Genomic DNA, 24,476 nt, shown 5'->3' with positions numbered 1-24,476 from the left:
TTGCAGCCTGCGCGCCATAACGCCACCGTGTGCGAAAGGGAGAGTTAACAACAATGCAAACCATCAAAGCCGCTGTATGCCATGCGTTCGGGGAACCGCTTGTCATTGAAGATGTCCGGATTTCAGCTCCGGGCAATGGCGAGGTCGAAGTGACCCTGCACGCCGTCGCGATCTGTCATTCCGACATAACATACGCCAGTGGCGCCTGGGGCGGGTTTCTGCCTGCCGTTTACGGGCACGAGGCGGCTGGCATCATATCGGCGGTGGGCAAGGACGCAGGCGGGTTCCAGGTCGGCGACCCGGTCGTTGTCACGCTGATCCGGGCCTGCGGGTCCTGCCCGTCCTGCGCAGGTGGCAAACCCACGATCTGTGAAACCCCTTACGACACGGTCAAGGGTCCGCTACGTACAGCCGATAACGGTCCGCTTGAACAGGCCATGGCCTGCGGCGCTTTTGCGGAAAAGGTGGTCGTCAGCCACAGGCAGATCGTCAAAATCCCGGAAACGCTGCCCAAGGACGTTGCCAGCCTGTTGTCCTGCGGCGTGATCACAGGCGTTGGCGCAGCCGTCAACGCAGCCGGTTTGCGCCCGGGTCGGGACGTGGTCGTGATAGGCGCCGGGGGCGTAGGCCTGAACGCGATACAGGGCGCAAGGCTTGCCGGGGCGCGGCGCATCGTGGCTGTGGACATGACCGAAGAGAAACTGGAAATCGCCAAAGAGTTTGGCGCGACTCATGGCGTGCTGGGCAGCCTGGACGAGCCGTGGAAGGCTGCATACAAGGCTTTGGGCGGGCGCGGGGCGGATGCTGTTCTGATTACCGTCGGCGCGATACCGGCCTATGATCAGGCCCCGCGTTACCTTGGGCGCGGCGGCAAGGCCGTCATGATCGGTATGCCGCATTCCGGCGATCAGTCTACCTATGAACCCGTCATCCTTGCCGCATTGGGACAGGGCCTGGTCGGATCGAAAATGGGCGATGTGGTCATTCAGCGCGATATCCCTTGGATGATCGACCTGTACGAACAGGGGCGGCTGAAGCTGGATGAACTGATTTCGGGGCGCTGGACGCTGGACCAGATCAACGAGGCGATTGCCGACACGAAGACCGGCTCGGCCAAACGCAACGTCATTATCTTCGACCAGAACTAACGCGACCCGGCAGGAGGGCAGCTGATGAAACTGCAGGATCTCGATATTATCGTCACGGCCCCTCCGGCCCCCGGCTGGGGCGGACGGTACTGGATACTGGTCAAGGTCACGACCGATACCGGGATCACCGGCTGGGGGGAATGTTACGCCTCGTCGGTTGGCCCGGAGGCCATGAAACATGTCATCCGGGACGTGTTCGAACGGCACATGCTGGGCGAGAGCCCGGAGAACATCGAGCTGATGTTCCGCCGCGCCTATTCAAGCGGCTTCACCCAGCGTCCGGACCTGACGGTCATGGGCGCGTTCTCCGGGCTTGAAATCGCGTGCTGGGACATCTTGGGCAAGGACCGGGACCGCCCGGTTTACGCCCTGCTAGGCGGGCTGATGAATGAACGCATTCGCGCCTATACATATCTGTACCCCCTGCCCCGGCACAATCTGACCGATTTCTGGACGTCACCCGATCAGGCGGCGGAAAGCGCGGCCGAAATGGTCCGGCGCGGCTTCACCGCGGTTAAGTTCGACCCGGCTGGTCCTTACACGATGCGCGGAGGCCATATGCCGGCGATGTCCGATATCTCGATGTCGGTGGCGTTCTGTAAAGCCATACGCGAGGCGGTCGGGGACAAGGCCGACCTGCTGTTCGGAACCCACGGCCAGTTCAACACAGCGGGGGCCATCCGACTGGGTCAGGCGCTCGAGCCGTATTCGCCGCTCTGGTTCGAAGAACCCACACCGCCGGACATGATCGAAGACATGGCGCGCGTTGCCCGCAACGTCCGCATTCCGGTGGCAACAGGCGAGCGGATGACCACAAAGGCCGAGTTCGGGGCGGTTCTGCGGGCTGGCGCGGCAGAAATCCTGCAACCCGCGCTGGGACGCGCAGGTGGGATATGGGAGATGAAGAAAGTCGCCGCCATGGCCGAGATCTTCAACGCACAGATGGCACCTCACCTATACGCGGGGCCTGTGGAATGGGCCGCGAATATCCATCTGGCCGCATCCATACCCAACTTGTTGCTGCTGGAAACCATTGAAACCCCGTTCCACAACCAGTTGATCAACGGCAGTTTGCAGGTGGACAATGGATTCGTGATCCCGCCCACTGCTGCCGGCCTCGGGATCGACGTCAATGAAGAACTGGCCCGCGCGCACCCCTATACCGGGGATGGCCTGCACCTGCAGATGCAGGAGGCACCTTGTGACTACGTCAACGGCAACGCCTTTCAGGGCGGCGCCCCGGCTGTCGAGGGGTGACAATCACGACTGTAATCAGGCATAATGCTGACAATACAGACTAGTAGACAGGTCGCGCGTGACGTTCAACGAAGTGCAGTCCCAACAACTGAGCCCTGAAAAACCTGCGGATATGAGCGAAAGCGCCGCCCGCGCGGCCGCATTTCTCAAGACGCTGGCCCATGAAGGCCGATTGATGATCCTGTGCCATCTGGGCGATGGCGAAAAATCTGTAGGGCAACTGGAGGAGCTGTTGCAGCTAAGGCAAGCGGCAGTCAGTCAGATGCTTGCCCGCTTGCGCGAGGAAAACCTGGTCTCGACCCGCCGGGATGGCAAAACAATCTACTACACACTGAAAGACGGCAACACCGCACAGGTCATCACGTTGCTCTATGACCTGTTCTGCAAACCCGACGGCGGCATCTAGTTCGAAACGTAACCGGCAATGACCTGCAACAGCTTGAACGCGGTTGCGGCATCGTTTTCGACGACGGCAAGGAATTCTTCTTCACCGATACGCAGGCAGGACAGATCGGTTTCGGCAATCATGCTCAGCGCGCGCGGCTCTTTGCGGATCAGGCCAAGTTCGCCAACCAGCGCGCCGGGTCCGACCTTGGTGATCAGCTGATCCGGTTCGTCCTTTTGCGGCAGATACAAACCCGCCTCGCCCTCAAGAACAACGTAGGCCCCATCCGTCGGCTGGTCGTCCTTCAGAAAGATCACCTCGCCTTTCGCGGCCTCGAACCAGCGCGCACCAAACGCAAGCAGGCGCAGCTGTCTGCGGTTCAGACCCGAGAATAGGGGAGTCTGCTCCAATGCTCGCAGTTTGCGCGCAAGGTCGGCTGAGGCGGCGCTGTCTTCCTCCACGTCGATCGGTCCCTCCCCTGAAACGACACGACCTTGCCTGATTTCCACATGCATGTCGAATGCATCCGGATTCTGGAACTGATCATTCAGGTAGACAACTGTGGTGTCCGGCAACAACTCGCGCAGGTTCTTGTAGACCGCCACTTTCGTTTTCATGTCATAACTGGCCAGCGCGTTCTCAAGAACCAGAACGTCCGGCTTCTTGATCGTTGCACGGGTAAAGGCCAAAGGTTCGGCGAAAACCGCCGGAAGGTTCTGCCCGCCGAGGGCAACCGGAACGTTGTAGATCAGTTCGATCACCAGAGGGCGCGCGCCGTTTTCGGACAGCACATCGACAATCACCTTGCGCAACTCGTCGGACCGGGCCCCTCCAACCTGGCTGACCTTGCCAAAAAGGGCGTTCTCCATCACGGTCAGCCCCGGTGCAAACTCGCCTTCATCCAGCGGCACGAAGACGTCATGCAATGTCTCAAGCAGCTTGTCAGAATGGCTGTGACGCAACTCGAGAATCCGGTCCTTCAGTTCATTGGTAAAGGCCGGCCCGATCTGTTCGGCCGAGATCACCAACGGCACCGCCAGCAGGTTTGCCAGCTGTTCATCGTTCAGCCCTGTCGCGCCTTCGTCCCGGGTGCGGTCTATCAGCTCGACCGCGGCCTCATAGGTCTGGGCTTCAAGGCCAAGTTTGCGGAACAGAGGGTGATCGGTTCCATCCAGCCCAAAGATCTGGCGCAGCATGTCGATCACGTCCCGGGTCAGGCTGACCAGTGTTTCATCCAGCCCCAGTTCGCGCAATTGCCCAAGAAACACGGATTGGCGCGCCAGAAGATCCTGCGTGACCCGGACGCGAGGGGTGGCAAACAGCAGGTTTTCGGCCACGGGCAAAGCCGGGTTATAGGTATCCCGACCGAAAATCAGCGCTTGCTGTTCCAGACCATTCTGCTGAACGGCCTGCTGCACTACCGGGCGCAGTTCGACCAGTTTTGCCGCCAGCTCGGGGTGCTCGGCTGCATCGAATGTCTGCTCGCTGCCCCGCTGGAACAGGGCCGCACCCGAGCCCATGCCCTCGACCAGTTGCAGCCACCACGCACGCAGTGCCTGCGCATTGTCCAGACCGGCCAGTGACGGATCCAGCCAATCTGCCCGGAATGGATCGGGGCTGTTTCCGGCGCGCTGGGTTTCGGCAAATCCGGGATCGGTCGGCCCGTCCGACAATGGCTTGAACCGCATCGGCATCATGACGTTGTCGCCCAGCGTTCCCTGAAACATCACGGGCCGCGACGTGGCATACCCGATCCGAGCCGCCACAACCCCCTGATGCATGTCGGCCAGGTTCTGCCCCCCGATTTCAACGCGCCCGGCACTTGGCAGGATTTCCCGTGTCAGCAGTTCCGCCAATGCACGCCGGTCTTCCTCGCTGGGGGCCGAAATACCAATTGTCTTTCCACCCGGAAACGTCAGGTTCAGATCGTCCAGCACCTGATTCCCATCCATATCGCGCACCGAGACATGGTTCAGGTGGATATCGCCGTTCAGATGCGGGCGTGTTTCAGGTTCGCCGTCGAAAAGTCTTTCATCCAGCATTCCCGAAGGTGCAAAGCGTTCGACCACCACGTCCCAGCGCAGGGACATGTCCTGTGTCTGGTTGTAATAGGTCAGCAGTTCCTTCCACGGGGAACTCAGGTCCTTGTAGGCAGCCAAGGCCGCGACCAGCGCCCCCAGCGAGACCGACCCCTGAAGCACCAGAAGCCCGCCAACCAGATAGAACATGAACGGCGTCAGCTGCGAGATGAAGTTGTTTATGAATTTCATAAAAAACTTCTTTTGGTAGATCTCGAACCGGATTCCGAACAGCCGCCCCAGCTGATCCGAGACCATCGCGCGACGATACCGCCAGCCGCCGTTTGACCGCAATGTCGATGCGCCCGCCGCGTTTTCACCAATCTGGGCCGCAAGCACGCGCACTTCCTGAATGCGTTTCTTGTTCAGCAGGTTGATCTGCTGCTGCAGGCGCGGGATAAGCCAGGCCTGCAAGGGGATCAGCGCCACTGCTGCCAATCCGAACCAGACGCTTTGCAGAAACAGGAACGACAGGATCGTGATCATCTGTCCGGCCTGCAACACCGGCTGGCTGATCGCATCGCCCATCAACCCGCCCATCGGCTCGCTTTCGGCTGTGACCATCGAGACCAGTTCACCCTGGCTGACCCGCTCGAAATAAGGTTGCGGAAAACGCAGCGCGCTGTTGATCAGCTGATAGCGGAACCTGCGCAACATCCGTTCGCTAAGGATCCCCTTCATCGTGTTGATGCGCATCTTCATCAAACCATGCGCCAGAACCGAGGCCAGGAATGCAAAGCACAGGATGATCAGGAAATTGGTCTGCGTCAGGCTGTAGCCCCAGACCTCGACCACGCTGCTGGTTGCGCCGATGGCGTCATTGATGATGCGCTTGGGCAGTTCCAGCGTCAGGTAAAGCAATGGAAACAGCGTCGCCGTCACGGCCAGCAGCACCAGCTGATCGCGTTTGGAGTACTTCCAAATAAACCGGAAAATCGTTCTTTCTATTGAACCCGCCCCTACTTCAGGTCATCGACCCGTACGTCATGGTAATCTTTAAATTCAGCAGTACGAATTTACCGCAATCCCAACAAAAGACGCAAATAGTTTCCAATTGATCGAAAATTCCCCCCTTGTGTGAACTAGTTCATTTGCGCGAGCCCAATTTAGCACCTAGAGTTTGAGACAGACTGATATGGGGAAGGCGATTTTGACTGCTACACTTGGCGCGGTGTTGCTGATGATCTGCTTATTGCAGGTCAAACATATGTTCGCGGATTTTTATCTCCAGACAGCAAAAATGCTGTCGGGCCGCGGGGAATATATGCATTTGGGACGCGCGCAGCATGCAGCGGTGCATGCGGCGGGGTCTGCTATTGTGTTTCTGCTGTTCGGGACCGCGATAGCTTTCATCCTTGTTATCGCCGTTCTGGAATGGTTCGTGCATTTCAACATAGACTTTGCCAAGGCCCGGTACTCGGACAAGCGGCAACTGCAACCCAATCAGGCGGCATTCTGGCGGGCTGCCGGGCTGGATCAGTTCATGCACAACCTGACTTACGTCGCCATGGTCTGGGCCTGGGTGGTCTACGCTTCCTAAAACCTTGGCTTCAAAGGTTGGCGCCGGGTCGTTCCTTGATCCCCTCGAACCATGCCAGCGTCGCCGTGTTTTCCTGAGGTATGCGCGTTCTGATGACCCGCGCAAAATCGACAAAAACAAAAGCCGAAATATCCGCCAGTGAAAACTCTGCCCCGGCCAAGAATGCGCTGTTTCGCAAGCGCTGCTCCAGAAGATCGAAAAACTGTGCTACACGGTCGGTGCCGCGCTGCGCCAGTTCGGGGATCTGCGCGTAGTTGACCGGTCCTGGGATCGCCCGGTCCCGAAAGAAGGGATTGGTGTTGCGCAGCACCTCGGCAATCGGGGCGCCGCCCTGTTGCTCGACAATACTGTTCCACATCAAAACAAGTCCCTTTTCGTCCGGACCACGGCCCAACAAAGGCGGATTGGGAAAGCGCGCTTCAAGATAGGCAGCGATTCCAAGGTTTTCGGTCAGGACTGTGCCGTCATCCGTCACCAGAACCGGCACCGTTGCCCATGGATTTACCGCCTTGAAATCGTCGCTCAACTGCTCTCGATCAGCGATCGAGATGTGCCGGGTTTCAATATCAAGCCCTTTTTCAGCGATGAACATGCGGGCCCGGCGCGGGTTGGGGGCGGTTGAGCAGTCATAAAACAGCATTGGCGCTCTTTCCTGTGGTCCGGATCAGCGGCGATAAATGAAACAGCGGCCTTCCACAGCACCTGCCGGCAGCGGCACTTCGGTTAGAGCCTCGAAATACATGCGATCACTGGACACCATCAATCCGCCCTCGGCCAGCAGCGGCTCGATCAGCGGCGATACAAATCGTGCGAACGCATCGTTCTTGGCCCTGTTATGCCCGCCCAGATCCGCATGTATCAAGCTGGCCGATGCGCCAAAACGGTCGACCGACGCGGGCAGAGTTTCCCGCACGTCGCCAAGGATCACCCGATCGTCGGGCGGTGTGGACTCCGGGTGCGACGCAACCGCCCGTTCAAAAACATAAACCGGGCGATCCTGAATACGACCGATCATGTGATGATAGGTTCGCCCGTTGCCCAGCCCGAGCTCAAACACGGGACCCGGCATGCTGCGGGTTTGCGCAATGGCAAAATCCAGGCAGGCGCGCTGTGACACCATGCGGTCGATGAACAGATCCAGACGGCTTTGATTGTCGGACACGGGGCAAATCTCTCCTTGATGGCAGTCGACAGACAAGATGTGGCCGACACTGCCCTAGATGACAAGAACTCAAGATTTTGTGTAGATAAATTGCCCCCGGTTTCACGTTTCCGCGACGTTTGGGCCCAAGAACGGTTTGACTATGCGGCACTAACCGCGCGAAACTGAGCCAAAAAACACAGGGAGTTGAACAAGCCGATGCCGACCTTCGGTCAAACAGGTGGTAAACCTGCATGAATGCGTTGTTGTCTGTCCAAGACCTCAGCATTGGCTTTGGCAGTGCGGAATCTGTTGTCAAAGGCGTGAATTTTGACGTCGAGGCGGGGCAAACGCTTGCTTTGGTCGGAGAATCCGGATCGGGCAAAACCATTTCCTGCCGGGCAGCGTTGCGCATTCTACCGCGCACGGCCCAGATTCGCAGCGGAACAATTACCTTGAATGATTCCAAGGGTCTGGTGGATCTGACCCGAATCAACGAACGCCAGATGCGCGATATTCGCGGCAATCGCGTTTCGATGATATTTCAGGAGCCGATGCGATCCCTCTCTCCATTGCACAAGATCGGCAATCAGGTCAGCGAGGTTCTCTGGCTGCATCGCGGTGCGTCCGAGGCGCAGGCTCGCAAAGAGGTTCTGACCCAGTTCGAGCGCGTCGGGTTTCCCGACCCTCAGCGGGCATATGATTCTTACCCTTTCGAATTGTCCGGCGGCATGCGGCAGCGGGCGATGATCGCCATGGCGATGGTCTCGAAACCCGAATTGCTGATCGCAGATGAACCGACCACCGCGCTGGACGTGACGACGCAGGCGCAGGTTCTGGGGCTGATCAAGGAGCTACAGAAAGAAACCGGCATGGCGCTGATCCTGGTCACGCATGACTTGGGCGTTGTCGCCAACATGGCCGAGCAGGTTGTCGTCATGCACAAGGGTCGCGTGATGGAGGCCGGTCCGGCCGAGCCGATGCTGAATGCGCCCGCGCACCCATACACGCGGCAACTGTTTGATGCCGCACCGGAAATCCCGGACAAGGATGCCGTCGGCCTGCCGATGCCGCAGGATGATCTGATCCTGCAGATGAAGGACGTCAGCAAGACTTACACCATGCGTTCAAGCAAGGGTTGGCAGGACGACAAGAAAATCTTCGCCTGTCAGGGTGTCGATCTGCAGCTGGCCCGGGGCAAAACGCTGGCCGTTGTAGGCGAAAGCGGGTCAGGCAAGACCACCGCCGCCCGCATCGCCTTGGGCGCCGAGCTACCTGATCCGGGCGGCGAAGTGCTGTTCCGAACTTCCGCAGGTGCGGATCCGATCACCGTCCACAAGATGACACGCGCCCAGCGCACCGCGTTTCAACGCAATGCGCAGATGGTGTTTCAGGATCCCTACAGTTCGCTTAGCCCGCGCATGCGCATTCAGGACGCCATGACCGAGCCGTTGGAAATCCACCGCATCGGGTCTGTTTCCGAACAGCGGGACAAGGCGGCCGAGATGCTGCAACGGGTCGGTTTGAACGCGGACATGCTCAAACGCTACCCGCATGCGTTTTCCGGTGGTCAGCGCCAGCGCCTGTCGATTGCCCGCGCCATGATGCTGGACCCGTTGCTGATCGTCTGTGACGAGCCGACCTCAGCACTGGACGTGTCGGTGCAGGAACAGATCCTGACATTGCTGGAGAATCTACAGGACAGTCTGAACCTGTCCTATTTCTTCATCTCCCACGACCTTGCCGTCGTGGCGCGCATCGCTGATGAGGTCGCCGTGATGCGACGGGGACTGATCGTCGAACAAGCCCCACCTGAGACCCTGTTTTACAATCCCCGCCACCCTTACACCAAAGCGCTGATTGCCGCTCAACCGGAACCTGACATCAACCGCCCCATCGACCTGAAACTGGTCGCTTTGGGCGCGGGGGCACCGAGCAGCTGGGAAGAAGCCTTTCGTTTCTCTGACACCGTGGTACCCTCATTGATAGAGCTGGAGCCCGGCCATAAGGTACGTTGCCATGTTTAAAACCACTCGTCCCCTGTTTCTGGCCGCGTCGCTGGCCCTGACCTGGATGCTGCCCGCCACGGCAGAGACCGTTCCGACACCCCAGGAAAGCGAATTCTGGGCCACTGAAGTCAACGCAGGCAACCTGCCCCCGGTTCAGGAGCGTTTGCCAAAGGACCCCCTGATCGTTGATCTGGCCGCAAAGGGGCGTGAATTCGGCACACCCGGCGGAACTTTGCGCACGATGGTGACGCGGTCCAAGGATATCCGCCAAATGGTCGTCTATGGGTATGCCCGCCTGGTCGGTTTCGACCAGAATTATGAAATTGTCCCGGACCTGCTGGCCTCGTTCGACAATGAAGACAACCGCAAGTTCACGCTGCATCTGCGCGAAGGGCACAAATGGTCCGACGGCTCACCCTTCACCTCGGAAGATTTTCGCTACTGGTGGGAGGATGTGGCCAACAATGAACTCCTCAGCCCCTCCGGTCCGCCGGATTTCCTGCAAGTCGAAGGCAAGTTGCCGACCGTGACTTTCCCGGACGAACGGACAATCGTGTACGAATGGGACGATCCTAACCCGAATTTCCTACAATCTTTGGCGCAGGCCCGCCCCCCCTTCATTTACCGCCCGTCCGCCTTCCTCAAGCAATATCATGAGAAGTTTGCAGATGCAGAAGATCTGGCCTTTCAGGTTGACGATGCAAGGGTCAAAAGCTGGGCCGCGCTGCACAACAAGCTGGATAACCTCTATAAATTCGACAACCACGAACTGCCAACCCTGCAGCCCTGGCTGAACGCGAGCTCGGGCAAGAAGATCCGGCACAACTTTGTCCGAAACCCTTACTATCACCGCATCGACTCCAAGGGTGTGCAACTGCCCTATATCGATGTGGTCGAGATGGAGATCGTCGCCCCCGGCCTTGTTGCAGCCAAGACCAACGCGGGTGAGACAGATTTGCAGGGGCGCGGGCTGGCTTTCCGTGACGCATCAATCCTGAAAAAGGGCGAGGAGAAGGGGAACTACAAGACACTGCTTTGGAAAACTGGGGTGGCGTCACAGATCGCAATCTACCCAAACCTGAATTACTCGGATGATGGCTGGCGCGAAGTGTTGCGCGATGTGCGCGTGCGCCGCGCCCTTTCACTCGCAATTGACCGCCAGACGATCAACCAGGCGCTTTATTTCAAACTGGCCCAGCCCGGTGCCATGTCGGTGCTGCCTGCCTCACCTTTCTACAACGAAAAAAATGCACAGGCCTGGGCACAGTTCGACATCGAGCAGGCCAATGCCCTTCTGGACGAGGCCGGGCTAGACAAGCGGGATAACAATGGAATCCGATTGCTGCCTGACGGACGTCCGATGGAACTGGTGATCGAAACCGCTGGCGAACGGCAAGAGGTTGAAAACGCATTGCAGATCGTCACCGACACCTGGCGCGAAGTTGGCGTCAAGCTGGTCATGCGCCCGCTGGACCGTGACATCCTGCGCAACCGCGTCTTCTCGGGCAATACGATGGCATCCGTCTGGTTTGGCTGGGATGACGGTATCCCGCAAAATCACACTTCCCCCGCCTATCTGGCCCCGACCGATCAGGTGTTTCTGGCGTGGCCGAAATGGGGGCAGTATCATCAGACAGGTGGCGAAGCGGGCGAGTCACCAGACATGCCTGAGGCAGAGCGGTTAATGGAACTGGCCCACAAATGGGAAATCGCCACAACCGACGAAGAGCGTCAGGCGGTCTGGACCGAAATGCTGAAAATTCATGCCGATCAGCTTTACGCCATCGGTATTCTGAACGGTGCACCGCAACCGATCGTGGTTTCGAACCGTCTGCGCAATGTACCTCAGCAAGCCATGTGGGCGTGGGAACCCGGTGCGCATTTCGGCGTCCACCGGCCAGACGAGTTCTTTTTCGCCGACTGACAGGAGCAGCTAAATGATCATGCTGCGCTACGCGGTGTACCGCTTTTTCACGATGCTGCTGACACTGCTGGTGGTGTCAGTTCTGATCTTCGTGATCATCAACCTGCCGCCGGGCGACTATCTCAGCAACCAGATTGCTGAATTGCAGGCCTCGGGCCAGTCGGCTGGTGTGGCCAAGGCCGAGTTTCTGCGCAAGGAATACGCGCTGGACCGGTCGATGCCGGAGCAATACCTGATCTGGATGGGGTTCTGGCCCGGTCCCCACGGGTTCGAAGGATTGTTGCAGGGCAATTACGGCTGGTCCTTTGAATTCGACCGCCCCGTGTCCGAAATCGTGGGTGACACGCTGTGGCTGACGGTCGTGGTCAATCTGGCCGCGATCCTTTTCGTCTATGCAGTGGCGCTGCCGCTGGGTGTTTTGGCTGCTGCAAAGTCGCGGACCTGGATCGACTACACCTCGGCCTTTGTCGGCTATCTTGGCCTCGCTACGCCAAACTTTCTTCTGGCGCTGATCCTGTTCTATTACGGCCACCGCTATTTCAACCTGCCCATCGGCGGGCTGATGGACCCATCCTTCGAAGGCCAGCCGATGAGTTGGGACAAGCTGAAGTCCATTCTTGTCCACCTGATTGTTCCGACCTTTGTCATCGGCACCTCCGGGGCATCCGCGATGATGCAGCGTTTGCGGGCCAATATGCTGGACGAGTTGGGCAAGCCATATGTCGAAACCGCCATCGCCAAGGGCATGGCCCCGTCGCGGATGCTGACGAAATACCCGTTACGCGTTGCCTTCAACCCGTTTGTGGCGGACATCGGCAACCTGCTGCCCTCGATGGTGTCGGGATCGGTACTTGTGTCGGTCGTTCTGGGCCTGCAAACCATTGGCCCGACCCTGCTGACGGCGCTTAAGACACAGGATCAGTTCCTGTCGGCCTTCATCCTGATGTTCGTCGCCCTGCTGACCCTGATCGGGACGATGATCTCTGACATCCTGCTGGTCATGCTGGACCCGCGCATCCGATACGAGGGCCGTGAAGCATGAGCAAACTTCCTGACGGCCGCTATGTCGACGACGCCCCGTTCGATCCCGAAGCCTCGATCCAACAACTCGAACGCGCGGATTTGGACGCGCCGAACTGGGTTCTGGTCTGGCGCAAGTTCCGGACCCATAAGCTGGGCCTGATTTCGGGTATCTTCCTGCTGCTATGCTATCTGATGCTGCCCTTCGCCGGCTTCATTGCGCCTTACGGGCCGAACGACCGCAATGGCGAACACCTCTATGCCCCGCCCCAAAGCGTCAACTGGTTCCACGAAGGTGAATTTGTCGGGCCTTACGTCTATCCCATTGTAGCCGAAGCTGATCTTGAGACCTTTCAGTGGAAATTCGTCCCCGACACCGAAGACCCACGCCCGATCCGGTTCTTCTGTGAAGGGTCCGAATACAAGCTGGCAGGACTGATCAAAACAAACAGGCACCTGTTCTGCGCCCCCGAGGGCGCCACGCTGTTCCTTTGGGGCTCGGATCGGCTGGGCCGGGACGTGTTCAGCCGCATCCTTTACGGCGCGCAACTGTCGCTGACCGTGGGCCTCATCGGTATTTCGGTGTCGTTCTTTCTGGGTATCCTGTTCGGGTCGATGGCGGGATATTTCGGCGGCAGGATCGACTGGACCATCAACCGGGTGATCGAAATCCTGCGCTCGCTGCCGGAACTGCCCCTGTGGCTGGCCTTGTCCGCTGCGGTCCCGTCGAACTGGAGCCCGGTGGCGGTGTTCTTCATCATCTCGATCATTCTCGGCATTCTCGACTGGCCCGGTCTCGCCCGATCCGTTCGCGCCAAGTTCCTGTCCCTGCGCGAAGAGGAATACGTACGCGCGGCGGAAATGATGGGCGCAAGCTCGGGGCGGGTGATCCGCAAGCACCTTTTGCCGAACTTCATGTCACATCTGATCGCTTCGGCCACATTGTCGATCCCGGCAATGATCCTCGGGGAAACGGCGCTCAGTTTCCTCGGCCTTGGCCTGCGGGCACCGGCGGTCAGTTGGGGCGTGATGCTGAACGATGCGCAGAACCTCGCCTCGATCGAGATCTACCCGTGGACCGCCATCCCGATGCTGCCGATTATCGTCGTGGTGCTGGCCTTCAACTTCCTTGGCGACGGGCTGCGCGACAGTCTGGACCCCTATCAGCAATGAGCCTGCTGTCGTCCCTTCCCGCCGCAGACAGCTATCGGACTACCGGGAACGGCGCACTTTCAAGCGTGTTTGCGGTGTCAGAGCTGGCCACGGCCAGCTTTGCCGCCGTCGGGCAGGAGCTTGCTTCGTTGACTTCCGCCCTGAACCTGTCCGCGAAGCTACCGGAAATCACCGTCGATCACCGCCTGGCATCGCTCTGGTTCGGGTTTTCGTTCAAACCCGATGGCTGGCAGATGCCGGAACTGTGGGATGCGGTTGCCGGCAACTACAGGGCATCGGACGGTTGGATCCGGTTGCACACCAACCTGCCGCATCATCGCAACGCGGCCCTCAAGGTTCTGGATACACCCGCAGATCGGGAAGCCGTATCCCAGGCGGTCAGGCAGTGGGCGATTTCGGAACTTGAAAGCGCAATTGTTGCCGAAGGCGGTGTTGCGGCGGCCATGCGCAGCCGGGTGGAATGGCTTGAACATCCTCAGGGCCGTGCCGTGTCGCGCGACCCGCTGATTACCTGGGAAAACCCGCGAATCGTCACCCTGCGCGACCGGCCAAATGCCACGGCGGACCGGCCACTCGCTGGCTTGCGGGTCCTTGATCTGACCCGCGTTCTGGCTGGCCCGGTTTCCACCCGAACCCTCGCCGGATTCGGCGCGGAAGTGCTGCGGATCGATCCCCCCGGTTGGGACGAGCCCGGGGTCATTCCCGACATCTCGCTGGGCAAACGATGCACCTATCTGAACTTGAAATCTCCTGCCGGGGGTCAAAAGTTGCATGACCTACTGGCCGAAGCGGACGTCTTTGTTCACGGCTATCGTCCCGGCGCACTGGACGCGCTTGGATTGACCAAAACCAAACGGGATGAACTGGCCCCGAACCGGGTTGAGGTGACACTGGACGCCTATGGGTGGCAAGGCCCCTGGTCGACCCGACGCGGGTTTGACAGCCTTGTCCAGATGAGCGCCGGGATCGCCGATGCCGGGCGCATCTGGGCGCAGGCGGACAAGCCTACCCCCCTGCCCGTGCAGGCGCTGGATCACGCCACCGGTTACCTGATGGCCGCATCAATCCTGTCGGCGCTTGCGCAGGCCGCGCGGGGGAACCCGGTGATGCACGCCAAACTGTCACTTGCACGCACCGCAGAGTTGCTGGTGGCACTCAGCAAATCCGACCCCGAGGTCGAGATGCAGGGTGCCACCCCGCAGGACTATGCCCAGGCTACCGAGGTTTCGGGTTGGGGGCCTGGCCACCGCCTGAAATCCGCGCTGAGCGTCGGGACTGCCAGGATGCACTGGCCGCTGCCCGCATCAAGGCTTGGCACCTCCCCGCCGCAGTGGGCTGGTCTGTCTGCCTGACGCTTTTCCGACAGACCCTCGCTCGCAAAAACCCCAACCGCTCTGCACGTTCTCGGCCCGCCGTGGCTCAAAGGCGTGTCAGTTTATCCCACTCATCCAAAGAGCCACCGCCGCGCGGGACGCGCGGCCCAGCCCAACTCTTTGCTGGCGTCTCGTCAGAGACGCCGGTCAAAGGGGCGGGAGGATGCGCTATCTGTCATCGCCGCCGCCCGGGCCAATATCGTCAAGATAGTCTTCATCAATCGCCGCCTGCACTGCGCCTGTTACGGCCTCGCGCTGCTTGGGCGTCAGGTCCTCGGCATTCTTGTCATCGGCCAGACGCACGGTGACCTCGCGGTGGGCGAAACGAATGCCCTCGCGCGCGAACAGCTCGCGAATTTCCTGATAGACCTTTTTGCGCACCAACCACTGGTCACCCGGCTTGGTCATGAACTTGACCCGGATGATCATCGCCGAATCCTGCATCTCGATCACGCCTTGCGATTTCAATGGCTGAATGAAGTTCTCGCCGATCACCGGATCGCTCAGCAACTGCTGGCCCAGCTTCTTGATCAGCTTGCGCACTTGCTCGACATCGGTGTCATAGGTCACACGCAGCGGCAGCTTCATGATCACCCAGTCGCGCGAGTAGTTGGTCAGCACCTTGATCTCGCCAAACGGAATGGTGTTGAGCGCCCCAAGATGGTGGCGCAGCTGGAAGGACCGGACCGAGATTTTCTCAACTGTCCCCTTCACGTCGCCGATATCGATATATTCGCCTTTACGGAAGGCATCATCCATCAGGAAAAACGCGCCCGAGAAGATGTCCCGCACCAGCGTTTGCGAGCCGAACCCGACGGCCAGACCAACAACACCGGCACCCGCGAACAGCGGACTGACGTTGATGCCCAGCTCCATCAGCACAATCAGAATTATGGTCACGACGACAACTGCAAGGATCGCACCGCGGAACAGCGGCAGCAGGGTGGCCAGACGGCTTTGCCCCGCTTCGCCGCCTTCATCGCCCAGTTCCGCTTCGCCGACATCGACCTCTTCTTCGGCGATTTTGGAATCGATCCAGATGCGGAAGAAATGGAACAGGATATAGCCCATGAAGATGATTACCATCACATCGAGAACCCGCTCGATCGGAAGATCCTCGCTCCAGTTGGCGTCCGGGTTCCAGATCACCACCAGTGCGTAGGCACCAACCACAAAGGCCAGAATGCCCGCAACGCGCCGGGCCAGATCCTCGTAGGTCAGGATGGTGTGCTTTCTCTGCTCAGCTTCAGGTGTTTCCGCTGCGCCTTGCCCCTCTTCGGTTTCGGCCTCTTCCGCGCGGGCGTTCATTTCCTCGATCTGACGGTTACGGTCGAAATACCGCTCCAACAGATAGTTCATGGCGCCGTAAGCAATCACGACGGACATGAAAATGAGATAGCTGCTGGCGACAATCGGTATGGAGTTCTGGTTTTCCAGCAACAGATCCACGGCCAGTTTCAGCCAGCTGAACACCAGATACACGATCAGCACAGGAGCCCAGGCGAACGAGATGAACCGCAATATCCACGACACCTGATCCGGCGCGCGTCCGCCGCGAATGGCGTTCGAGATCGCACGGGCATTGAACAGGATCATGAAGACATTGGCGACAGCGCCCAGCATCGTCAGACTTCCGTAGACCATCGCGTAGACGTTGTAGTTCAGCCCGAAATCGGCAACCCAGGTGGAAAACAGAACGACCGAAATGTCATAGGTCGCGATGGCCGAAGCCCAGATGTACAACCGCTTTGCGTCCCTGTCGGAAAAGGGTGGCAGTCGGTATTGGCTCAGGTAGGGCGACAGGACCATCCGCCACAGATCCGACACTGTCCGCGACAGGAAGAACGCCGTGAAGATGGCTGTGACCGTGAACTGGATCGAGATGTCCTCGGCCTCGCCAAGAAACAGATACCCCACGATCAGCGCCAGCAACATGGCAAACACGGTGGCCCCGATCCCCATCAGGAAACGGAACACCAGGAACGGCATCTTCTCACGGTACCCCTGGGGGTTGTCCTTGGATCGCGCCACCACGATACGTCGCGCGATACGCTTGCCGTAGATCTCGATGGACAGCCACCGTCCCAGCAGCAGGAACAGGACATTCCAGGCCAGAACCTCGACATAGGTCATGATCCGCCCGTCCGGGCTGGTCTGGCGCAGAATGTACTGCACTTCGAAGATCGAATAGGGCAACGCCTCCAGCCGCGACTGAACCGACTCCCGGAAAGTCCTGAACCTCTCCTGCGCCTTCATCAGTTGCGAGCCTTCACCCATCGGGTCGTTCTCGTCGCCCGCAGCCGCACCGGCGGCTCCGGTGGTTCCGGCAGTTGCGACCTGCCCGGCGCTGTCGATCACGATCACGCTTGCGCCAGCTTCGGTCGCGGCGCGGATGGCTGCGGCTATGTCTCCGTCGGCGCTCGTCTCGGCACTGGTGTCGCCAGCAGTCGGGTATCCCGGAATCAAAGATGTCTGAGCGACGGCCCCCGTTCCGGCAGCAAGCACTGCCCAGAAAGTGAAAACCAGCGCGGCAAACAGTTTGAAGTGCATGGGTTTAGGTCCAGTTCGCATGTTGCCGCACAGAATACTCAAGCGTTTACAGGTGTTCAAATTATCCAACCTTCCCATCTCGATAAAGTGTCCAGCCGTGTTCCTGGCGCACAGTTTTGGACAAGGCTGTTTTCAACCTGACAAAAACTGAATATGACCAATCCTGTAACAAGTGAACACCGTCAGACCGGTTTGGGCGGGACAATCCGGTGCCACGCGCCTGTTCTGCTCTGGAATTGATGTTGCCAAATCGCAATGCATGGCGCATTTGCAGGTCGGGCAGCGCTCGTTTGGCGGGCAGAGACTGAAACAATAAGATACGGGTGCATTTGCGCGGATACTGCACCGAAATGACAAAAAACGGGCGAAGGCATGAGCCTAGAACGACATAGTGAGATATCCGGCCGCGCGCCGCGCATTTTGTTTTACAGCCACGATACGTTCGGGTTGGGACATTTGCGCCGTTCCCGTGCTTTGGCCGCCGCAATCACCCAGGCAGATCCGACGGCCTCCGCGCTGATCCTGACGGGCTCGCCCGTGGCGGGGCGGTTTACGTTTCCACGCCGCGTCGACCATGTGCGCCTGCCCGGCGTCACCAAGCGGGCCGACGGTTCATATGCCTCGCAGACCATTGGCATGGGCATCGAAGAAGTCACGGAGCTGCGCGCCCGTCTGATTCAGACCGCGGTCGAGCAATACGATCCCGACGTCTTTGTCGTGGACAAAGAGCCGACAGGGTTTCGGGGCGAGTTGCTGCGCACACTGGAATCCCTTGAACGTTCGCGCCGGACACGGCTTGTCTTGGGTCTGCGGGATGTTCTGGACGAGCCCGAAGTTCTGGCCGCCGAGTGGGCCAGAAAGGACGCAGTGGCCGCGACCGAGCGGTTCTACGACGAAATCTGGGTGTACGGCTTGCGCTCGGTCTACGATCCGACCAAGGGGCTGCCGCTCAGCCCGGCGGCGCAGTCCCGTATTCACTGGACAGGTTATCTTCGGCGCGATCTTGGCCCCGTTGGCGACCCACCCAAACAGCCTTACGTGCTGATCACGCCCGGCGGCGGCGGTGACGGCAAGGCGCTCGTCAATCTGGTGCTGTCCGCTTACGAAAGCGACCCCGACCTGTCGCCAAGGGCGGTGCTGGTCTACGGACCGTTCCTGTCGGGCGAATTGCGGGAAGAGTTCGAAACGCGCGTTGCCGCGCTCGATGGGCGTGTTACCGCGGTAGGATTTGAATCGCAGATTGAAACCCTGTTTGCCGGCGCCACCGGAGTTGTCTGCATGGGTGGTTACAACACCTTTTGCGAGGTTCTGTCCTTTGACAAACGCGCGGTCATCGTACCGCGCACGACACCGCGCCTGGAACAGTGGATCCGGGCTTCCCGGGCCGAAAACCTGGGCCTGATCCGCATGCTGGACGAACGCCGGGAAGGGTTGACAACCGAGGCAATGATCCAGGCCATTCGCAATATTCCGCACCAGCCGCTGCCGTCAGAAGCCATCCGGGGCGGATTGTTGGGCGGTCTGGATTACGTGACCGATCGCATTGAGGTTCTGCTGGGCCGCAAACGGGAACGGGCCACCGGATGACCGCAGACCTGCCGAAACTGGCGGTGCTGGTCAAAGGTTGGCCGCGCCTGTCCGAGACGTTCATCGCCCAGGAACTGGTGGCCCTGCAAGAGGCTGGCCACCGCTTTGAGATTTGGTCCCTGCGCCACCCAACGGATGTCAAACGCCACCCTCTGCACGACCGATTTCAGGGTCGTGTCCATTACCTGCCCGAGTACTTGTACGAAGAACCCGGCCGTGTCTGGGCTGCCCGTCATGTGGCGCGGGCTTTGCCTGGCTACAAGCAGGCTTACCGGGTCTGGCGCGATGATCTTCGCCGCGACCCTAGTCACAATCGCATCCGGCGCTTCGGGCAGGCCTGCGTTCTGGCCGCCGAACTGCCGGAGCAAACGCTGGCGCTTTATGCGCATTTCATGCACACGCCTTCCTCAGTCGCGCGATATGCCGCGATCATGCGGGGATTGCCGTGGAGCTTTTCCGCCCACGCCAAAGACATCTGGACCTCACCTGAATGGGAAAAGCGGGAAAAACTGCGGGCCGACACGTTTGGTGCCACCTTCGGGGCCACTTGCACCGCCATTGGCGCAAAACACCTGCGTGGGCTTTCTGATGATCCCGCACGAATCGAACTGATCTATCACGGGCTGGATCTGTCGCGCTTCCCGTCCCCTCCTGACCGAATGATCCGGGCCGCAAACGACCCGTTTCACATGCTGTCCGTCGGCCGGTTGGTCGAAAAAAAAGGGTTTGACCGACTGATCGACGCATTCGCCCTGTTACCGGATGGGCTGGATTGGCACTGGACCCATATCGGGGGCGGTTCATTGAACAAAAAGCTGCAGGAACGGGCCGTTGCTGCGGGTTTGGCGGACCGGATCACCTGGAAAGGTGCCTGCGATCAGCCCGAAGTGATCGAGGCGATGCGGCGTGCCGACCTGTTTGTACTGCCCAGCCGGATTGCGGTGGACGGCGACCGTGATGGTTTGCCCAACGTGTTGATGGAAGCGGCCTCTCAGCAGTTACCAATCCTGTCCACCCCGGTTTCCGCCATTCCCGAGTTCATCGAGACCGGCGTGCACGGTATTCTGGCGGACGATGATCCCGCAGCGCTGGCATCCGCAATGTCCGGTGTTGCCGCCGATCCGGAAGATGCGGCCAGAATGGCTGCGGCGGCATACAACCGCCTGATCACAGAATTCCAAATGGATCCCGGCATTGCCCGGCTGTCCGCCCGCCTGAACGCCTTGTGTCTGGAACCTGCCTGATGGCACGGGTTGCCTTTTATGCTCCGATGAAATCTCCGGACAGCCCGGTTCCCTCGGGCGACCGCGAAATGGCGCGCAATCTGATGAAGGCGATCGGCGCGCAGGGGGACAAGGTCGACCTCATTTCCACGCTCCGCATCTATGACAAGACCGGAGATACCGTAACCCAGCAGGCGTTGCATACCGCGGCACGGGTCGAAGTGGAACGCGTTCTGGACACGATGCCAGCCGAAACGGCTCTGTGGGTGACCTATCATAATTATTACAAGGCCCCCGATCTGCTGGGCCCACGGGTCTGCAAGGCCCGGGGTATTCCGTATGTGCAATTGGAAAGCACTCGCGCCTCCAGCCGGCTGAACGGCCCTTGGGCCGATTTTGCCAGCGCTGCGCACCGGGCCTGCGATGCGGCGCGGGTGATCTACTATCACACCGCCAACGACCTGATCACGCTGGAGCGGGACCGATTTGGCGATCAAATCCTGGCCGAGCTGCCGCCGTTTCTGCCCATTACAGATCTGCCCCCCGTTTCGGAATGCAACGGCCCCATGCTGGCGGTAGGCATGATGCGGCATGGCGACAAGCTGGCCTCGTACCGGGTTCTTGCCGACGCACTGGCGCGGTTAAACGGGGAATGGGCCTTGAATATCGTTGGCGATGGGCCCGCCCGGCCCGATGTTGAAGCCTTGATGGCCCGGTTTGACGGGAAGGTGCGTATTCTGGGTCTGCTGGACCGGACCGGGGTCCAAGCTGCCTACCTAAAGTCGTCCTTTCTTGTCTGGCCCGGCGTGAACGAAGCCTATGGCATGATCTATCTTGAGGCTCAGGCCTGTGGCCTTCCGGTTGTTGCGCAGGACAGACCCGGAGTGCGCGATGTTCTGGCCCCCTCGGACCACCCGACTGTCGAAGCGGGCGCCCAAGGCCTCGCCGACCGGATGCAGCTGTTGCTGAAAGACCCGGTCCTGCGCCGCACGCTTGGAGAAAACGCGCGCGCGCATGTGGCAGCGCGCAACCTGATGCCCGAAGCCACCAGGCGCTTCTGGCAACACGCCCGCCCGTTATCGGGGGCGCCTGCATGACCCGGCTCGCCCTTCTTCGCCATGGCCACACGCATTGGAATCGTGCGGGGCGCATTCAGGGGCGCAGCGATATTGCACTGGATGACGACGCGCACGCCGAGCTTTCCGGTTCCGCACTCCCTTCCCCGTGGGACACGGCCGAGCTGTGGTCCAGCCCGTTGATGCGTGCAAGCGAAACGGCGCGACTGGTGTCTGGACGCGCGCCAAAGACGTCAGACGCCCTGATCGAGATGAATTGGGGCGCCTGGGAGGGTAAGCGTGGCGTTGACCTGATCGCAGATGCCAGCAGCGGTTACCGTCATATCGAGGACTGGGGGTGGGATTTCCGCCCCCCCAACGGAGAAAGCCCGTCCGACGTCCGGGCCCGTCTGGCCCCCTGGCTGTCTGGCCTGCAAAGGGACACAATCGCCGTCTGCCATATCGGTATCATGCGGGTCATTCTGGCGCAGGCCTGGGCGTGGGACTTTAACGGCCCCGCACCCTTCAAAATCAAGCGCAACCGGCTGTATATCGTCGACATGAAAAACATGCACCCTGATCCCGAACCGGTTCGCCTGCTGCGCCCGAAGGGCAATTCATGAAGGTTCTGATCGTAGTCACGCACCTGTTGGGCACTGGTCATCTCAGCCGTGCCCTGACACTTGGGCGCGCCTATGCGGGGGACGGGGCTGAGGTGTTGGTCGTATCTGGCGGGATGCCCGCACCGCAACTGAACAGTGCGGGGCTGACGCTTTTTGGGCTGCCGCCCCTGCGGTCGGATGGAACGGACTTCGCGCGACTTCTGACCGAAACAGGCTCTGTTGCGGACGACACATATCTGTCAGCCCGGATCGTCGCGCTGACGCAGGCCGTTCAGCGTTTTCAGCCGGATGTGCTGATCACCGAACTGTTTCCGTTTGGTCGGCGCTCGCTGGCCCGAGAGTTCACGGCTGCCCTTGAAGCAGCGCATGGCCTGCCGCGCCGCCCGCTGATTCTGGGGTCGATCCGCGACATCCTTGCGCCGCCCTCCAAACCAGAGAAAGCTCATCGCGCACTTGCGATGGTGATGCGGTACTATGACGGCATCCTTGTCCACTCGGACCCAAAATTCACGAAACTGGATGTCAGTTGGCCTGTCACGGCTGAGCTGTCCGAGCGGTTGCACTACACCGGTTTTGTTGCCCCACCGGCACCACAACCGCACACGGACGGCGTTGGTCGGGACGAGGTCATCGTCAGCGCCGGTGGCGGATCGGTGGGCCAGCCGATCTTTCGCGCGGCCATCGAGGCCGCCCGAAAGATGCCAGACAGGCGCTGGCGCCTGCTGGTCGGCGGACGGGACGCAAGCGCGCGCATCGCCGATCTGTCGAAACAGGCCGAAGGCACCAACATCACGCTGGAACCGGTCCGGCCGGATTTTCGTGAAATGCTTCCAATTGCCGCCGCTTCGGTCAGCATGTGCGGTTACAACACTGCGCTGGATATTCTGCAAAGCGGAACGCCGGCGGTTTTCATACCCTTTGACGACGGCAATGAGGTCGAACAGGGTTTGCGCGCTCAAAGCCTTGCGGATCTTCCGGGCATCGGGGTGCTGCCCAGCGCCCGGTTAAGCGGCACTGCTCTGGCCAAGGCTGTCGGCACAGTCTTGTCAGACGGTGCACGGGAGGTTCCAACACAGGGGTTCGACGGGGCGCGGGAAGCGGTCGAGATCACGAAAACGCTGCTGGAGCGGTGCCGATGACCGCAAACTGGAACCCTCTGACACACGAACTGAAACTCTGGTCGGATGCAGAGTTGACCCTGCCGCTTTGGTGGCGGGACGACGATGCGGTAACCGTGACGCCGCAGCTTGAAACCCTGTCGGCTCTGTCTTGCCGCATCGGCCTGCCCGTACATCTTGCCGTAATCCCCCGCGACGCAGACCAAGCCCTGGTCGATTATGTCGCGCAGCATTCCGAATTGGTCCCGGTGGTGCACGGGTGGTCCCATCAAAACCACGCTCCGGCCACCGAGAAAAAAGCTGAATTCCGCCTGCACCGTCCAATGGCGCAAATTGCGCAGGACGCGGGGGCTGGAATTTCGACTCTGCACAAACTGTTCGGCGACCGGCTCAGGCCCGTTTTCGTTCCGCCGTGGAACCGCATCGCGCCCGAAGTGGCGCAGGTTTTGCCCGATCTCGGCTATCGCATTCTGTCAACGGCAACGCCGCGTGCGTCAAGGCTGGCCGCGCCTGGGCTGGAACAGGTGAACACCCATCTGGACCCGATCGACTGGCGTGGGACACGGGGACTTGTTGATCCGGACATACTGATCACCCGAACCGCAGGTTTGCTGCGCGACCGGCGCGAAGGTCGCGCGGACAATGCCGAACCGTTTGGCGTGCTGACCCATCACCTGGTGCACGATCCAGGCATCTGGCGATTTACCGAAACCCTGCTGGCCAGATTGCAGGACGGACCCACGGAGATCTGGGCCGCGCCCCACATTCGAAACACCCACGGAGTACCCGATGAGCCGACTTGATTCCATGCTGCGCCGCCTGACCGCGCAACGCGACGGTCTGAACTGGGCTGCAGCCCGGATCGCCGAAACACCTGGGGATATTCTGGATATGGGACTTGGCAATGGCCGGACCTATGACCATTTGCGGGAGATCCTGCCCGACCGGCGCATCTGGGTCATGGATCGCGTGTTGCAATGCCATCCCTCCAGCACACCCCCGGCCGAAGATTTTCTACAGGGCGAGGCAGAACCGATGCTGGAAAAGCTGGCAGAAAACGGCCCCTGCATCGCCATGGCCCACTATGATTTCGGACGCGGCATCAAGGAAGAGGATGTTGCCGAGGCCGCCCGCCTCAGCCCGCTGATCGCGCGGGTCATGCTGCCGGGCGGATTGCTGATCTCCGGCCAGCCCCTGGTGGGATTCCAGCAATTTGCCGGACCCGAGACCATCGCCCCGGACCGCTATCTGTTCTACAGGACCTGAGCGGCC

20 protein-coding genes are annotated in these 24,476 nt (G+C 60.2%); 16 read left to right on the top strand and 4 right to left on the bottom strand.

Annotation, left to right across the window (positions count from 1 at the left end; translation table 11 throughout):
* Window positions 1-53: 53 nt before the first annotated feature.
* The 3 genes from ACR1XU_RS08525 (at window position 54) to ACR1XU_RS08515 (ending at window position 2,811) form a co-directional block, all read left to right on the top strand.
* Entirely contained in the window at window positions 54-1,148 is a 1,095-nt protein-coding gene (locus ACR1XU_RS08525; RefSeq protein WP_480905877.1) for a Zn-dependent alcohol dehydrogenase, read from the top strand.
* A gap of 24 nt (window positions 1,149-1,172) precedes the next feature.
* On the top strand, window positions 1,173-2,405 hold the full coding sequence (locus tag ACR1XU_RS08520; RefSeq protein ID WP_170807682.1) for a mandelate racemase/muconate lactonizing enzyme family protein: 1,233 nt from the start codon (window positions 1,173-1,175) through the stop codon (window positions 2,403-2,405).
* 112 nt (window positions 2,406-2,517) lie between these two features.
* Window positions 2,518-2,811, top strand: coding sequence for a metalloregulator ArsR/SmtB family transcription factor (locus tag ACR1XU_RS08515; protein WP_170807811.1), 294 nt, complete (start codon window positions 2,518-2,520; stop codon window positions 2,809-2,811).
* Here ACR1XU_RS08515 and ACR1XU_RS08510 read toward each other — a convergent pair.
* Complete coding sequence (locus ACR1XU_RS08510) at window positions 2,808-5,804, bottom strand: cyclic nucleotide-binding domain-containing protein (RefSeq protein ID WP_480905910.1); 2,997 nt, start codon at window positions 5,802-5,804, stop codon at window positions 2,808-2,810. The genes ACR1XU_RS08515 and ACR1XU_RS08510 overlap by 4 nt on opposite strands.
* Before the next feature lie 214 nt (window positions 5,805-6,018).
* Here ACR1XU_RS08510 and ACR1XU_RS08505 point away from each other — a divergent pair, with 214 nt between their 5' ends.
* Window positions 6,019-6,408, top strand: coding sequence for a DUF3307 domain-containing protein (locus ACR1XU_RS08505; RefSeq protein ID WP_170816776.1), 390 nt, complete (start codon window positions 6,019-6,021; stop codon window positions 6,406-6,408).
* A gap of 10 nt (window positions 6,409-6,418) precedes the next feature.
* On the opposite strand, the gene ACR1XU_RS08500 is transcribed toward ACR1XU_RS08505, so the two are convergent.
* Both ACR1XU_RS08500 and ACR1XU_RS08495 read right to left on the bottom strand, forming a co-directional pair.
* The gene (locus ACR1XU_RS08500) at window positions 6,419-7,048 is read right to left on the bottom strand and encodes a glutathione S-transferase family protein (protein ID WP_480905880.1); all 630 of its coding nucleotides are present in this window, start codon (window positions 7,046-7,048) and stop codon (window positions 6,419-6,421) included.
* Window positions 7,049-7,072: 24 nt separating this feature from the next.
* Complete coding sequence (locus ACR1XU_RS08495; protein WP_480905883.1) at window positions 7,073-7,570, bottom strand: class I SAM-dependent methyltransferase; 498 nt, start codon at window positions 7,568-7,570, stop codon at window positions 7,073-7,075.
* 233 nt (window positions 7,571-7,803) lie between these two features.
* Here ACR1XU_RS08495 and ACR1XU_RS08490 point away from each other — a divergent pair, with 233 nt between their 5' ends.
* From ACR1XU_RS08490 to ACR1XU_RS08470, 5 genes are read left to right on the top strand one after another with little or no spacing between them, the layout of a single operon-like run.
* Window positions 7,804-9,576: an ABC transporter ATP-binding protein gene (locus ACR1XU_RS08490; protein ID WP_480905886.1), complete on the top strand. Its 1,773-nt coding sequence runs from the start codon at window positions 7,804-7,806 to the stop codon at window positions 9,574-9,576.
* The gene (locus tag ACR1XU_RS08485; RefSeq protein WP_480905889.1) at window positions 9,569-11,482 is read left to right on the top strand and encodes an ABC transporter substrate-binding protein; all 1,914 of its coding nucleotides are present in this window, start codon (window positions 9,569-9,571) and stop codon (window positions 11,480-11,482) included. Before ACR1XU_RS08490 ends, ACR1XU_RS08485 begins: the two co-directional genes overlap by 8 nt.
* Window positions 11,483-11,495: 13 nt before the next feature.
* Window positions 11,496-12,524, top strand: a complete 1,029-nt coding sequence (locus ACR1XU_RS08480) for an ABC transporter permease (RefSeq protein ID WP_170613497.1) — start codon at window positions 11,496-11,498, stop codon at window positions 12,522-12,524.
* Window positions 12,521-13,675 (top strand): ABC transporter permease, encoded by a 1,155-nt coding sequence (locus tag ACR1XU_RS08475; RefSeq protein WP_170613499.1) that lies wholly within the window; start codon window positions 12,521-12,523, stop codon window positions 13,673-13,675. Before ACR1XU_RS08480 ends, ACR1XU_RS08475 begins: the two co-directional genes overlap by 4 nt.
* Complete coding sequence (locus tag ACR1XU_RS08470; RefSeq protein WP_480915599.1) at window positions 13,672-15,027, top strand: CoA transferase; 1,356 nt, start codon at window positions 13,672-13,674, stop codon at window positions 15,025-15,027. The genes ACR1XU_RS08475 and ACR1XU_RS08470 overlap by 4 nt, the downstream gene beginning before the upstream one ends.
* Window positions 15,028-15,216: 189 nt before the next feature.
* Here ACR1XU_RS08470 and ACR1XU_RS08465 read toward each other — a convergent pair whose 3' ends face one another.
* Window positions 15,217-17,598, bottom strand: a complete 2,382-nt coding sequence (locus tag ACR1XU_RS08465) for a mechanosensitive ion channel domain-containing protein (RefSeq protein ID WP_480909056.1) — start codon at window positions 17,596-17,598, stop codon at window positions 15,217-15,219.
* Between the two features lie 372 nt (window positions 17,599-17,970).
* Between ACR1XU_RS08465 and ACR1XU_RS08460 the strand changes: the two genes are divergently transcribed.
* Genes ACR1XU_RS08460 through ACR1XU_RS08430 form a run of 7 tightly spaced genes read left to right on the top strand, consistent with a single transcriptional unit; the run spans window position 17,971 to window position 24,470 of the window.
* Window positions 17,971-19,185 (top strand): glycosyltransferase family protein, encoded by a 1,215-nt coding sequence (locus tag ACR1XU_RS08460; protein WP_480909055.1) that lies wholly within the window; start codon window positions 17,971-17,973, stop codon window positions 19,183-19,185.
* Complete coding sequence (locus tag ACR1XU_RS08455; RefSeq protein WP_480909054.1) at window positions 19,182-20,429, top strand: glycosyltransferase family 4 protein; 1,248 nt, start codon at window positions 19,182-19,184, stop codon at window positions 20,427-20,429. The genes ACR1XU_RS08460 and ACR1XU_RS08455 overlap by 4 nt, the downstream gene beginning before the upstream one ends.
* The gene (locus ACR1XU_RS08450) at window positions 20,429-21,505 is read left to right on the top strand and encodes a glycosyltransferase family 4 protein (RefSeq protein ID WP_480909053.1); all 1,077 of its coding nucleotides are present in this window, start codon (window positions 20,429-20,431) and stop codon (window positions 21,503-21,505) included. The genes ACR1XU_RS08455 and ACR1XU_RS08450 overlap by 1 nt, the downstream gene beginning before the upstream one ends.
* A complete protein-coding gene (locus tag ACR1XU_RS08445) occupies window positions 21,502-22,086 on the top strand; it encodes a histidine phosphatase family protein (RefSeq protein ID WP_480909052.1) in 585 nt (194 codons plus the stop codon). Before ACR1XU_RS08450 ends, ACR1XU_RS08445 begins: the two co-directional genes overlap by 4 nt.
* Entirely contained in the window at window positions 22,083-23,225 is a 1,143-nt protein-coding gene (locus ACR1XU_RS08440) for a glycosyltransferase family protein (RefSeq protein WP_480909051.1), read from the top strand. Before ACR1XU_RS08445 ends, ACR1XU_RS08440 begins: the two co-directional genes overlap by 4 nt.
* A complete protein-coding gene (locus ACR1XU_RS08435; protein ID WP_170678360.1) occupies window positions 23,222-24,007 on the top strand; it encodes a polysaccharide deacetylase family protein in 786 nt (261 codons plus the stop codon). Before ACR1XU_RS08440 ends, ACR1XU_RS08435 begins: the two co-directional genes overlap by 4 nt.
* Window positions 23,994-24,470, top strand: a complete 477-nt coding sequence (locus tag ACR1XU_RS08430; protein WP_480812602.1) for a class I SAM-dependent methyltransferase — start codon at window positions 23,994-23,996, stop codon at window positions 24,468-24,470. The genes ACR1XU_RS08435 and ACR1XU_RS08430 overlap by 14 nt, the downstream gene beginning before the upstream one ends.
* Window positions 24,471-24,476: the final 6 nt, after the last annotated feature.

It is taken from the genome of Ruegeria sp. D1(2025) (genome assembly GCF_056536425.1).
This window is presented reverse-complemented; position numbering and strand designations above follow the sequence as displayed.